At 47.6% G+C, this 12966-nt stretch carries 10 protein-coding genes; 2 read left to right on the top strand and 8 right to left on the bottom strand.

The genetic code is table 11. The features are described from left to right. Positions 1–192 precede the first annotated feature (192 nt). Positions 193–1503, bottom strand: a complete 1311-nt coding sequence (locus GCU44_RS14060) for an ATP-binding protein (protein WP_154856978.1) — start codon at positions 1501–1503, stop codon at positions 193–195. Between the two features lie 254 nt (positions 1504–1757). Then, positions 1758–3824 carry a S9 family peptidase gene (locus GCU44_RS14065; protein WP_154856980.1) on the bottom strand — a complete coding sequence of 689 codons (2067 nt, stop codon included), beginning with the start codon at positions 3822–3824 and terminating at the stop codon, positions 1758–1760. A gap of 129 nt (positions 3825–3953) precedes the next feature. Between GCU44_RS14065 and mscL the strand changes: the two genes are divergently transcribed. Next, positions 3954–4370 carry a large-conductance mechanosensitive channel protein MscL gene (gene mscL, locus GCU44_RS14070; protein WP_154856982.1) on the top strand — a complete coding sequence of 139 codons (417 nt, stop codon included), beginning with the start codon at positions 3954–3956 and terminating at the stop codon, positions 4368–4370. A gap of 45 nt (positions 4371–4415) precedes the next feature. Here mscL and GCU44_RS14075 read toward each other — a convergent pair whose 3' ends face one another. The 3 genes from GCU44_RS14075 to GCU44_RS14085 all read right to left on the bottom strand — a co-directional run bounded on the left by GCU44_RS14075 (position 4416) and on the right by GCU44_RS14085 (position 8889). Further along, positions 4416–6521: a ComEA family DNA-binding protein gene (locus GCU44_RS14075; RefSeq protein WP_154856984.1), complete on the bottom strand. Its 2106-nt coding sequence runs from the start codon at positions 6519–6521 to the stop codon at positions 4416–4418. Further along, complete coding sequence (locus GCU44_RS14080; RefSeq protein WP_154856985.1) at positions 6518–7351, bottom strand: PorV/PorQ family protein; 834 nt, start codon at positions 7349–7351, stop codon at positions 6518–6520. The genes GCU44_RS14075 and GCU44_RS14080 overlap by 4 nt, the downstream gene beginning before the upstream one ends. Before the next feature lie 80 nt (positions 7352–7431). After that, complete coding sequence (locus GCU44_RS14085; protein WP_317175339.1) at positions 7432–8889, bottom strand: BamA/TamA family outer membrane protein; 1458 nt, start codon at positions 8887–8889, stop codon at positions 7432–7434. 85 nt (positions 8890–8974) lie between these two features. Here GCU44_RS14085 and yidD point away from each other — a divergent pair, with 85 nt between their 5' ends. After that, complete coding sequence (gene yidD / locus GCU44_RS14090) at positions 8975–9187, top strand: membrane protein insertion efficiency factor YidD (RefSeq protein ID WP_092174941.1); 213 nt, start codon at positions 8975–8977, stop codon at positions 9185–9187. A gap of 11 nt (positions 9188–9198) precedes the next feature. Here yidD and GCU44_RS14095 read toward each other — a convergent pair whose 3' ends face one another. From GCU44_RS14095 to rnc, 3 genes are read right to left on the bottom strand one after another with little or no spacing between them, the layout of a single operon-like run. Beyond that, on the bottom strand, positions 9199–10296 hold the full coding sequence (locus GCU44_RS14095; protein WP_154856987.1) for a prolipoprotein diacylglyceryl transferase: 1098 nt from the start codon (positions 10294–10296) through the stop codon (positions 9199–9201). A gap of 26 nt (positions 10297–10322) precedes the next feature. Beyond that, complete coding sequence (locus GCU44_RS14100) at positions 10323–12185, bottom strand: NAD(+) synthase (RefSeq protein WP_154856989.1); 1863 nt, start codon at positions 12183–12185, stop codon at positions 10323–10325. A gap of 35 nt (positions 12186–12220) precedes the next feature. Further along, complete coding sequence (rnc, locus tag GCU44_RS14105) at positions 12221–12964, bottom strand: ribonuclease III (RefSeq protein WP_154856991.1); 744 nt, start codon at positions 12962–12964, stop codon at positions 12221–12223. Between the last annotated feature and the right edge of the window lie 2 nt (positions 12965–12966).

Here is a 12966-nt window from a genome sequence, read left to right on the forward strand (position 1 = left end):
CATGGCCAATTCTTTTAAAGCCCTGAAGCGCCCGCTCGCACCTCCGTACCCTGCGTCCATGTTGGTGGCAGAGGCTTGCGGGCATTTCTTTAGGTTTCGCTGATACGTAGTTTTCCGCAAGTGAGCTCGGGGGAATACATTCGTGGATTTGGATACGTGATTACGGCTGTGGTATCTGTTTAGGCTTTTATTTTACAGATCATCCAGGGAGTATCCCTTGTAAAGAATCTGATAATCAATAAATTTAAGCAGCAGGCGCTCGGATTTTTTCTTTACCTTTTCCAGGCGTATGGCGTTTTTGTTTCGCTTGACTTCAGCGAATAATACGTTTTTAGTCATTTCATTAATTGCGACGATGTCTATTTCATTTTCACTATTTTTTTCCCAATACGTTCCTAAAAGGTTGAATTTTTTTTCAGATTTTAACCGTTCAATAAAATACCTTTCCAGTGTTTTCCCACTAAAAGTAGAATAATCTCGTTTTACGATCTCCAAAATATATTCCAGATTTCCAGCCTCTATGGCACTACGGTTTTTATAAATAAATCTAAACCAAAAACGTAAAAAGTTATCCTCTATCGTGTACTTAACCGACCGACTAGTTGGTTTGGCCAAAATCGGTCGCACTTTTTTTATAATTCCATATTCATTCTCTAACCTTTCCAAAAAACCTCCTGTCTGCATTTCCATGATGGACTCTATTTCTACCCTTGAAGTCTTTCCACTGGAAATCAATGAAAGAATGGAAAAATAATTTCCATATTCTTTACCAAACTCCTCAATGAGGATGTTTTTCCCTTCGTCCAGGAAAAGTGAGCCTTCTGAGATTACTTCCTGCAGTATTTTTTTTTCGGTAAATGCATTCCGTTGTACCAGAAGTTCAATGTATTTTGGGACGCCTCCTGTAATCATAAAAAATGCCAAAAGGTCTTCGTTGGAAAAATTAGGGTGAAAGTCTCCAAGGATTTTTTTTTGAGTGGGGATATCAAATGCTTTTAGGTGAATACGTTGCGTAGCTCTGCCAAATAATGGTTCTTTTGCGTTTTCAAATATACGGGTCATCATGGAGTAGATGGAGCCGCATAAAATCAAATTGATTTTACTTTCATTTTTGCAGTTATCCCAGGTGCGTTGCATTTCAGAGAATACCGAAGGGTTAACTGAACTAAATTCCTGGAACTCATCAATAATGAGCGTAAAATGGCGTTCTTTTGAAACATTCATCAAAAAACTAAATAATCCGGTAAAAGTTTTTATTTCACCAAATATCGGAATAGCAAGTTTTTGTTTGATTTCTTCAGCGAATTCCAAACAAAGCAACGCTTCATTTTTTTTGGCAATGAAGAAATAAAGAAAAATATCCGTTTTATAGGCTTCTAATAGGAGACTTGTTTTACCCATTCTTCTTCGTCCCACCATGAAGGTCATTTGAGCAGATTGGACTGCAGACGCTTGTACCCTCCTCAGAATACTTAATTCGCTATCTCTATTGTAAAACAACATAAATTATCGTAATTGAAATTACCGTAATTTGAATTACGAAAAAAAGATACGATAAATTTCCTTTGCAAGCAATAGGCCTTACCGATCGGCAGGATTTCACCCGCTTTTTTTCAGAATTGATTTGAAAAAAGAGGAGTGGAGGAAAGCTTTGCCTACCACAGCTCTGCCGGAGACAATTTCCCGCATGTAAATGGTTTGCAGAACAGGGTGTCCGGGTAGTTCCAACACAACCAGTACTCCCCTCGGACAGGCCCTTACTGATTCTTCCCGGCCAACCAGAGCAGGAAGGCATATTCCATGGCCAATTCTTTTAAAGCTCTGAAGCGCCCGCTCGCACCTCCGTGCCCTGCGTCCATGTTGGTGTGCAGAAGTAATAAGGAGTCATTGCTGCGCAGGGCGCGTAATTTTGCGACCCATTTGGTGGGTTCCCAGTATTGAACCTGACTGTCGTGAAGCCCGGATGTCACCAATAAGTGGGGGTAGTTTTGTGCTTTCACGTTGTCATAGGGGGAATACGACCGGATATAGTCGTAAAAAACCTTGTCCTTCGGGTTTCCCCATTCGTCAAACTCACCAGTCGTCAAGGGAATGCTTTCATCCAACATGGTGGTAAGTACATCGACGAACGGTACCGCAGCAATGGCACCAAAGAATAGGTCGGGCCGCAGATTAATCACCGCACCGACAAGCAATCCACCTGCGCTTCCGCCCATGGCGAAGAGCTTTTTTGGATGCACGTATTTTTCCCGGATGAGTAGCTCACCGCAAGCGATAAAATCGGTAAAGGTATTTTTCTTTTGCAGCATTTTTCCATCTTCGTACCAGTGCCGGCCCATCTCCTGTCCACCTCGTACATGTGCGATGGCAACTACGAATCCCCGGTCCAGCAGGCTCAGTCTGCTGGAGCTAAAGTACGGGTCCGAACTCAATCCATAGGCTCCATAGCCGTATAAAAGCAAGGGGTTTTCTCCTGTTTTGGAAAAAAGGTCCTTTTTGTAAACCAGGGAAATGGGAATTTCCTGCCCATCTTCGGCGGGTGCCCAAATGCGTTCGGATTGATACGCTTCCGGATCGTGACCGCCGACTACCTCTTGTTGTTTCATGAGCGTCTTCTCCCGGCTATCCATATGGTAGTCGTAGATGGAAGAGGGGGTGGTGAGGGAATTGTAGCCATAGCGGAGAATCTCTGTATAGTACTCCGGATTCGTTCCGATCCATACCGAGTAGGCAGGGTCTTGCATTCGGATGTAGTGTTTCCGATCTCCATCCCAGGTGCGGATTTCCAGGCGGGTCAGGCCATTGAACCGGTTAGCGATGACCAGGTGGTGTTTGAAGACATCAAATTCTTCCAACAATACATTTTCACGTGCCGGCACCAGTTCCTTCCAATGGGCTTTGTTCGGCGTCGATAGCGGGGCGGTTACCAGTTTGAAATTGGTGGCTCCGTCTGCATTTGTCAGGATAACGAACCGATCCTCGTGGTGCTCTACTTCGTATTCCAGATCTTTTTCTCGAGGCTGAATGAGCGTCCAGACTCCGTCCGACTGGTCCGCTGGCAGGTACCTGAATTCCGAAGAGACGGTACTTTGACTGGCAAGGAAAAGGAACTTTCCTGATTTGGATTTTTGGATACGAACGGTAAATTTCTCGTCTGTTTCCTCAAATACCAATTCGTCTTCGGCCTGGCTTTGGCCGAGTACGTGCTTGTATACCTTGTTAGACCGCAGGGTCTGCGGATCCTGCTGTGCGTAAAAGAGGGTTTTATTGTCACTTGCCCAGGCCATATTTCCGGTAACTTCGGTTAATTTTTCCGGAAACGTCTGCCCCGAGTGAAGGTCCTTGAAGTAAATCGTGTAAATCCTTCGGCCTACTGCATCGGCAGCATAGGCCAAGAGCCGGGTGTTTTCCGAGACAGCCAGGGCATTTACCTGCAGGTATTCCTTATCTGCTGCCAGCTCATTGACGTTCAAAACGATCTGCTCGTCGGCCATCAATGCCTCTTTTTTTCGGCAGTAGATCGGGTATTCTTTTCCGGCTTCAAATCGTTGGTAGTAATAATACCCGTTCTTAAAATACGGTACGCTGGCGTCATCGTCTTTAATCCGGCGTTTCATTTCCTGAAAAAGGGTTGCCTGCAAGGGTTCGGTAGCTGCCAGGCAGTGCGATTTGAACGCGTTTTCCGCTTTCAGATAGGCCTGTACTTCCGGATTTTCCCGTTCGTTCATCCAATAGTAGTTGTCTATGCGGGAATCGGAATGGTAGTCGATGGTTTTTGGTATAATCGCAGCTATAGGGGCTTCCAAGGATGATGGTGTTTTCATTTTCTGGGATGTTATTTTTTTTTCACTTTGTCGCATGCCGAATAAAAAATTATTCGGATAATTACATATATTGGTGGGCTTTGATGCATTTATTTCACACGCTATGTAACCTATTTAACGCACAAAAGTATGGGATTAATTAAAGAATTCAAGGATTTTGCTGTAAGGGGCAATGTCGTCGACCTGGCAGTGGCGGTCATTATGGGCGGCGCCTTTGGAAAGGTGGTGTCGTCGCTGGTAAATGACATCCTGATGCCACCGCTTGGTTTGCTACTCGGAGGAGTTGACTTCAAGGATTTGATGGTCGTGCTCAAAGAGGCCTATGTGGATCCCGCAGGTGTGGAAATCGCAGCTGTTACGATCAATTATGGCAACTTTATCCAGTTTATTGTGGATTTCACGCTGGTAGCCCTGGCCGTGTTTTTGCTGGTAAAGTTGATCAATAACCTGAAGAGAAAAGAAGAGGCAGCACCTACCCCTCCTCCGCCAACCGTCAACAAAACCGAGGTACTGCTGGAAGAAATCCGGGATCTTTTGAAGAAATAGAGCAGCGGCCGCCCGGTTATTCGGGTGGCTTCGCTTTTTTGTGCCTTATCGGTTAAACTGATACCTCAGTTGAATGGTGGTTTCTGTGACCTCGCTGCCCGGGATTTCCTGAAGCCCGGAACCGATCCCTTCCCGGTTGGTGTAGCTGGTTTTTGCCCACCTCGCCCAGCAGGTCAACTGCCGGCTGATCTTGTATTTGGCGAGCAAATAGTACCGCATACCTTGTCCGAAAAAGCTGGGAACAGAGAAGGCCCATAGCACGTTTTTTTCAAAAAGAAACTGTCGGTTTTCAAAATCGTCGGTATCAAAAAGCGAGATCCTTCCGCTGAAGTTGAACCTGTTTATTGTGCCCGAAAGGTCCTGAAAGATCGCATACCCCCGGGTGGTGCGGCCGTTAATTAAAAAGGAGCTAAGCTGGATTCGGGTTTTTGCTTGCCACCAGGGGGTCGGTTGGTAAGTGAGGTTCCAGGCGAAGTTTCGTCGCTTTCCTTCCATCAGGAGGTATTGATTTGCTGGTTGTTCGTCGGACAGCAGGTTTCTGCTTTTCCGCTCCTCCCGCCATTGTGCGAATAAAACCAGGGATTTATTGGGTGTGTAGGTAAAGCGGCTTAGCCATTCGCTGCCCGAGGAGGGGGCGTATGCCCGAAACCGCAGCCAGGGGAAGGAGAAGTGGTCATAATAGGCGGACCAGCTGATTTTTCGTGAGGGTTTATAGTTCATTCCCATGTAAAATCCCTCTTCATTGATCGGCCGGGATCCTTCGGAAAAAGCATTCCCGTAAAATGAATGGAAGTTTCGGTCAAAATTTCGCCACACCAGCGAAAAATCCAGCTGCCGGCTTAAACTACTCATGATACCAACGACAGATCCGCTTCCTCTGCTTTTCGAAAGGGCCGATTCGGCAAATAGGTAGTGGTTGGAAAAATTATACGAGAGGTACAGGCTACCAATGGCATTTTGATCGCCTCTGAATTCAAATTGATTGTAGATGCGGGCCCGTGGCAGCAAGGGTTGACTGTACCGGGTATGCAAAAAATTCACCCCTGCCTGAAGGCCATTTGTCCGGTTTTTGTAATGAACATTTCCGCCAATATTTTGCTTTCGGGCCTGTGCTTTTTTTTGAATTTCGCTCTCCGTACGGTGGTATCCCGAAAGAACCAAGGAGGACAAATAGCTATCGGATGCCTCGAGGCTGTCTTGCAGTAGTTGTACGTTCGCATTTCTTGGCGCGGAAGAATACATGGCGGTCCAGGCCAGGTTTCCGCTGGTAACAGTGGCCGCGGCCCCCCGGAAAAAGCCGGTTTCCAAGACCGAAGTGTATGGCCGGAGGCCCAGTGAGCTTCTTCTTACAGTGGCCACGGTTTCTGCCCCTTTGCCTACCGAAAACCCGGCCCCAAATACGAGCCCCTGCCCAAATTGTAGCTGGTAATCTCCCAACGTAAAGGTTTGTAGCGCCCCTTTATTGTACAGGGTGTAGTGAAGGGACAGAAAATCCATCCCATACCGTCTGCTGTCCGTATCCCAGGTGAAGGGTTCGCCAGCGTCTTTTTCGGCAGTGAGCCCTACGCTAAAGTCGCCTGGTTGCTGCAGCCGTAGACGGACGTACACATCGTTTGGATCGCCCAGGTACCGGCTGCTTAAGGTGCCGTTGGATAGGGTATCCGGAGGGCTGAATCCTTTCCGGGTTTGCCAGATTCGGCGCTGACGAACAATGAAATAGGCGTTTTCCGCATTTTTAAGACGCCTTACGCCCGGGGGACTTAGTGGGATTGGATCGGACTTTAAAACGACAAAGGGCAGCATCTTACCGATCGTTTCCAGATCCCATTCCGGAATGGCCTGTAGCTCGTAGACCGACAGCAGCGGACCAAACGTGTCACGGTAGCCGATAAAGGACTCCACCTGTAGTGGCGTCAGGATGGAAAGGGATTGGAGTTGTTCGGCAGTTACCTGTTGCAAATTCAGCGGGCTGAGGTGCACTTGCAGCAGGCTTTCGTACAGGTCTTCGTAATCAATGTCTTCGTCCTGAAAGGCGAAGCGCTCTTCCATAAAGGCTTCGATATCCAGTTCGCTGTCCGTAGGCGTTTGGGCGCTGAGCGATTGCAGTCCCCAGACCAGGGAGATACCCGGGATGAGTACGAAGGGTTTCACGGGGCAGTCAGGTTGTAGGTAAAAGAAAAGTGATGGGTAAAGCCCAGGAGGAAATTGCGACTCATGGCGTAGTCGATTTGGTACCTTCGGGGTTTGAAACCAATACCAAAAAACAGGTTGTTGGGCCGGGTATTGATACCGGTTCGGGCCCATAGCTTTTGCTGAAAGCTGTAGGCAACACCCGCCTTAAACTGTGCGGGACTGAGCAGCTCCTTTTCGGATTCAAAATTGACCAGTAGGTTTTCGGAAGGGCGGTAGGAAATACCCGCTTTCACGGTGGTTGGTAGGTAATCGCTGCTTGCCTGGCTGATTGCCGCCCGGGTAAGGTTGTATGCATGGGCGCCGAAAAATAATCCTGGAAGTAGTTCGGCCGTACCCCCCAGTTCGATCACCGGGCGTGCACTTCTTCCAAAACCTTCGATATTCGTTTGAAAATAGCTGATTTTTAGCCCCAAACTGGCCAATCCCAACTGATTGGCGATGCCCAGACCGATTTGCTGTTGGTTAAACAGCGTACCTCCAAAGTTGGAAACACCGATACCCAGGTTCCCGATTTTTTTGGTTGGAATTACCAGACCCGTGGAGACAGTGGTTAGCTCGTTTAATCCCAGTCGGTGATCATAGCCGGCAAAGGCCTGTATGGTTTCTTCGGCCTTTCCCAAGGCGCCAATATTATTAAAAACCGCCCAGGGATCGCTCAACGTTACGCTGGCATTCCCCATGCCCATACTGATGGCTCCTTTTGGATAATGGTCCATGCTGTTTTGCGGCCAGGCATTCCAGGTGATCCGGAAAGAAAAAAAGAATGCTATCAAAATCCATTTCACCATGGGAATAAAAGTTGGGAGAAACACCAATTGATAACCTAATATAATGCAAAAAAATGTAATTTAACAACAAAAAAATAATTTTATAAAGGAGCCCGAACGTTGATGAAAAAGTTTCCGGTTCCGGCATTGTTGAAGGAATATTCAAAGCGAAAAACGGTGTCGTAAATACCAATAAGGTCCAGACCCAACCCATATCCGGAAAGGTAGCGGTTGGTCAATCGGGCGTTTTCTGGAATTCGGTTGGCATCCCTGACAAATCCCTGATCGAAATTCGCACTTACGTACAGCTGGAAGGGAATCACCGAAAACTCTTCAATGGGCATAAAATCGGAAATATCGAAGGCGATATTCAGCAATTCGTACCGGAGGCTGTTTTTATGTACGATGGTTTGTTGGCCTTCAATCACATTCACTTCATAGCCCCGAAAAAAGTCCGGACGGTAGCCAATCCCTCTGACCAGTGTATAGGGTTGACGCGTGCTGAAAAAGGCAGACCCCGAAATTCCGGTGGCAAAGTGAACCTTTTTACCCAGTCGGGTATAGGTACTGGCGAGCACGGAAAACTCGGTTTCACTAATGTCGTCTCCCGAAAACAGCCCATATTGCGTCAGACTCAGGTCCAGCAAGGTGCCTTCCGTCGCGTAGGCCACATTGTCCCGGTTGTCGTGGCGGTACCGGTAGGTGGCCATAAAATATTTCAGTCGCTGACTGCCGTGGGTAAAGTAATTCGGATTCTGCTCCAGTACGTCCGCATGGATCCGGGTGTTGTGAAAGCCTGCCGTCAGGTAGTGGATGTTGTAGAAACTGCCGCGAAAACTATAGGTTAGGAAGGCATTGAGGGTTTTCCGAAGGACATCCTCAGCCTCGTTTCGGTAAAAAAACTGTTTGTTCTCAATGGATCGTATGGGGATGTTTTTGTTAGTAAAATAATTGAATTTTGCGGCCAACCCATGGAGCTGATTTTTGTCCAGGTAGGGAATGCTGTAGTTAAGGTCTACCGCCTGGGTAAAGCCCAGTTGCCCGATGACACGTAACTTTTCGTTTCTTCCGCCCACGTTGTTGTGGTCCAGCTTTACGCCGTAGTTGACCCGGGAAAAATCCCTTCCCTGGTTGATCCACCATTCGGAAAAATTTCGGTCGGCCAGGTTAAAAATCAGGCTCGGTAAAATGTACCACCGTTCTTTTAATGATACGAGCAATTCTACCTGTTCATCGGCAACAAACAAGGGAGTCAACGTGGCCGTCGTAAACAATTGTAGGTTGTAGATTTTTTTTTCATCGGCCAAAAGCAATTCCACAAATGCCTCCCAATCGTAGGTCACGCCCGTTTCGATATCCATTTCCCTCAAAATGATATTTCGTCGGGTTTTTTCGTTTCCTACTACAAAGATGTTATTGACCGTGACCCGCTCGGGAGGGTTGATTTGTCCGGAAGGATCTTCTGCCGGAATCTGCTGCGCCGGCAGGGAAAGACTCAGCAAGCAGCTGGCCGCGCAGAAAATCAGGAACTGGAAGAAAATGAAGGGTCGGTACGTCAAAACAACCGGGGTTTTTGTAAAGGTTTACAGAACTTAAATCACTAATTTTAACTTATTAGAAGTAAATACGATACTTGTGAATAAAATAGCTAAGAAAATCGCCATTTTTCCTATTTTGATTTACCAATACGCACTATCTCCATTGTTTCCAAGATCTTGCCGGTATTATCCGACCTGCAGCCAGTACACCAAAGAAGCAATCCTGAAACACGGCGTGTTCAAGGGAGGCTGGCTTGGAATCAAGCGGATTGGACGCTGTCATCCTTGGGGAGGGCAGGGCCACGATCCGGTGCCTTGATGTTTTCCGGATTAAGCGGTCGTTTTTTTGGATTTTAAGGAATAGAGGATTAGCCCTATCCCGGCCAGTACCAGCGGTATACTCAAGGCCTGTCCCATATTGAAGGCCAGGTTATCCTCGAAGTCCACCTGATTCTCTTTGAAAAATTCCCAAACAAAGCGCATGCCGAATACCGACACGAGAAATAATCCCAGAAGCAGTCCTTCGGGAACGGCCGATTTGTACCGTTGCCAACCCAGGTACAGGAACACGAAAATCAGAAAGTAGGTGAGCGCCTCGTAGATCTGCGTGGGGTGCTTTGCTATGCCAAAGGTTTTGACTACCGCGAGGTAATGGTCGCTTTTTTCGGTGATTTCCATGTTTAACGGAGCCTCGGGGTCCTCGGCCATGTACTTTTTTGAACTACCGAAGCGCGTAAGGGCATACTTGACGTCTCTTTCCAAGACGGAGGCAAGGTTGCTTTCATCGAATCCGCCTTTACTGATCTGTATGTCGATGTTTACCGGTACCCTACCGTTTCCCGCTAACTCGTTCTGACGGTTTTCCGGTTTGTAGGCAGTGATGGATTCAATGGGGAGGTTCATCGTACCCAGTATTTCTTCCACATCGCGGGCAAAAACGAATCCACTGTCACTACCGGTGGGTTTTCCGCCAATTTCAGAGTTCATCAGGTTACCGATTCGAATCAAGGCTCCAGTCAGCGCAACGACGATTACGATTCGGTCTACCACCCACAAATACGATTGCCCAGGCGTTTTTTTTGCGTAGAGCCAAAGAGCAAATAGAATACCAATGGCGGCGCCGTGGCTGGCAAGTCCGCCCTCCCAAACTTTAAGGATGTCAATGGGGTTACTCAGGTAGCGCGCAGGTTCGTAAAACAATACATGTCCGAGTCGTGCTCCTAGAATGGTTGCCACCACCATGTAAATGGTCAGTCGATCCACAAGCTGCTCGTCTTGGCCTTCTTTCCTGAAAAAGTGCACCATGATTTGCTGGGAAATAATGAATCCCAGCGCAAAAAGCAGGCTATACCACCTAAGCCGATCAAATCCCGAAAAAACAGCGGGGTTTGGGCTCCAAACCACGTAATACAAAATGCTATTGATCATTGCGTTTCATTATTTTTTGCTATCGCCTAGTTATCATCCGCTAAATTCTGCATCTCTTCAAGTTCTTTTCGGTAGCCTCCCGATAAAATAGGAAAACGGTACCAGGTTTTTGGATCAACGTTGAATTCATCCAGGTGAAAGGAGGGGGCCAGCCGCTCTCTTTTCCATTGGTTTCGGGACCACAGGCTAAAGAATTTGGCAATGTACCTTTTTAATACAGACGATTCAAGAGAAAGTTCTTCTTTCAGGATCAGGTACGTATCCACCGGAGAGCGCCGGTCACGAATGGCCTGCCGTTCGATGGCGGTAAGGATCGAATAGGGCATCAGGTCTTCTTCATCCGTCTGCCGCGATTCCAGGGGGCGTAGTTCCGCCGAAGGCTGCAGCGCATTTACCGCGTTTAGTCCGGAATACCCCAGTGTTTTCTCTGCCCACCGAAGCCATTGCAAGATAAAGTCTTTTGGAACTGCGGCTATCGGTGAAATGCTGCCGCTCGTATCTCCATCCATGGTGGTATATCCCACATCCCCCTCACTACGGTTAGAGGTACTCAGCAGCAGGGCCTGTTTGATATTTGTCAACATCCAAATAATGGGCGATCGAGCCCGGGCCTGGATGTTTTGCAGGGCGATATCGTCCCTCTGCCATTCCAGCGATCGTCCCAAGGCGGCTTCGATTTTTTGCGTATATCCGGCCACTTCCTCGTCAATGGACCACTGATAAAACGTGGCGCCCAGACTGTCGGCCAGGGTTTTTGCGCTATGCAGGGTGTCCGGGGAGGAATTGCGCGTACGTTGGTAGGCTGTAGTCAGCAGTTTGCCTACGATATCCGGTAGACTACTTTTGGGATCAATATCATCGCTGCGGTGAATTTTTTTCAGAAAAAGGGGCGTTCCCAGGCAATCGATGCCTCGTTTTACCATTTCGGCCACCAATACGGCAATGGTGGAGGAATCTGCCCCACCGCTCAGGGAAAGGACAAAGCCCTTGCTACGGCTTTTTCGCAGGTAGTCAAACAGCGCCAGAGAAACTGCCGCCGTGAATTCTTCGTTTTTGTTGTGTCGGCTTCGGTACCCGGGTTGACTTGGCGCTTCTTCCGGGGAAAATTGAATGGGGACCAACTGGAAATCCTGAAAGGACAACAAGGGATTTTTGTATAAGATTTTGCCCCTGTCGGCAAAGAGAATTTCTCCGTCAAAGATCATCCTGCCACTTTCGTTGCCCAGCAGGTTGATGTAAAAATAGGCGGCGTTCAGGGATTTCGAACTTTCTTTTACGAGTATCTCCCGTTGTTCGCTTTTGCCCATGGCAAAATGGCTGGCACTGGGGTTGAAAATCAGCTCAACCTTTCGGTCTTTTAGGCGATAGCCGGGGCGCTGGGCACCTCTCCAGGCATCTTCGCATATCTCAAATCCGTAGCGAATGCCTTTTTTTTCGAATACCAGGTCGCCAAAGGGGACGGCGACGCCGTTGCAATCGAACTGCGTGAGTTCTCCCGCTTTCCAGGGGGTAAACCAGCGGCACTCGTAATGCACCCCGTCAATGGCCAGAAATTGTTTGGGAACAATTCCCAGTATTTTTTGGTCTTCCAGTACTGCCATGCAGTTGTAAAGCTGGTTGTTTAGCCGACAGGGTAGCCCCAGGCAGACGGTTAGCTGCCGGGTAAGCGGCAGGATTTTTTGCAGGTAGGCAAGGGCTTTTTTTGGGTACCAATGACTCAAAAAGAGGTCCTCACTCCCATATCCCGTAATACTCAGTTCCGGGAAACACAGCAAGTCTACCTGTAGTTCTTTTGCTTTTTGGATGGCTTGTTCGATGGTATCTTTATTTCCCTCCCAATCCAATGGCGTTTGATTCAGGGTAGCACCGGCAATGTGTAAGTGAGGCATACGTAATTTTTCTATTCCCTTCGGGACTTGCGTGATTACAGGATAAGGTGAAGCTTTTCACAGGCTATTTTGGCAGCCTCTTGTTCTGCTTTTTTCTTGGTCGAACCCTTGCCTTCGGAAAAAGAAGATCCACCTATCGTGAGTTCTACCGTAAATTCTTTGAACCGCTGGCTGCCTGCTACAGACTTTAACACAAAATCGACCTCCTTGTTGTCTCGCTGAGACCATTCGATAATTTTACTTTTAAAATTGGTCGTCGTGGTAATGATGTTGTCCAAATCAAAGAAGGGGATAATCAACCGTTCGTAGACGAATCTTCGGCAGAAATAATACCCTCTATCCAGATAAACAGCGCCGATCAGCGCTTCCAAGGTGTCTCCATAGAGGGATTTAAAGGAATAGGGAACCTTCCCATCCATTTCGGTTTCGACTATTTTTGGAAGTCCAATTTTTTGTCCTACCTGGTTCAGGGATTCACGGTTTACGATGCGGGAGCGTGTTTCGGTAAGGAAACCCTCGTCCCGGTAGGGAAATTTTTGAAATAAATATTCTGCGACCACGGTACCCAGCACCGCATCGCCAAGGTATTCCAGGCGTTCGTTGCTGATTTTTACTCCCGATTTTATTTCCTTGGAAGCGGATGCATGCCGAAAGGCAAGCCGGTAGAGCGATAAGTTTAAAGGCCTGCTACCCACCATGTTCTTTATAGCGGAAGCAAGCCTTTTGTCTTTCTTATCGTACGTTAGCTCCTGAATCCGGAGCAACCGAAGTACTTTCAAAT

The organism is Cyclobacterium xiamenense (genome assembly GCF_009467825.1).
Lineage (GTDB): Bacteria > Bacteroidota > Bacteroidia > Cytophagales > Cyclobacteriaceae > Cyclobacterium > Cyclobacterium xiamenense.

Coding starts and splice junctions, on each gene's coding strand:
- GCU44_RS14060 (WP_154856978.1), bottom strand. CDS start 1,503: ATGTTGTTTTACAATAGAGATAGCGAATTAAGTATTCTGAGGAGGGTA.
- GCU44_RS14065 (WP_154856980.1), bottom strand. CDS start 3,824: ATGAAAACACCATCATCCTTGGAAGCCCCTATAGCTGCGATTATACCA.
- mscL (WP_154856982.1), top strand. CDS start 3,954: ATGGGATTAATTAAAGAATTCAAGGATTTTGCTGTAAGGGGCAATGTC.
- GCU44_RS14080 (WP_154856985.1), bottom strand. CDS start 7,351: ATGGTGAAATGGATTTTGATAGCATTCTTTTTTTCTTTCCGGATCACC.
- GCU44_RS14095 (WP_154856987.1), bottom strand. CDS start 10,296: ATGATCAATAGCATTTTGTATTACGTGGTTTGGAGCCCAAACCCCGCT.
- GCU44_RS14100 (WP_154856989.1), bottom strand. CDS start 12,185: ATGCCTCACTTACACATTGCCGGTGCTACCCTGAATCAAACGCCATTG.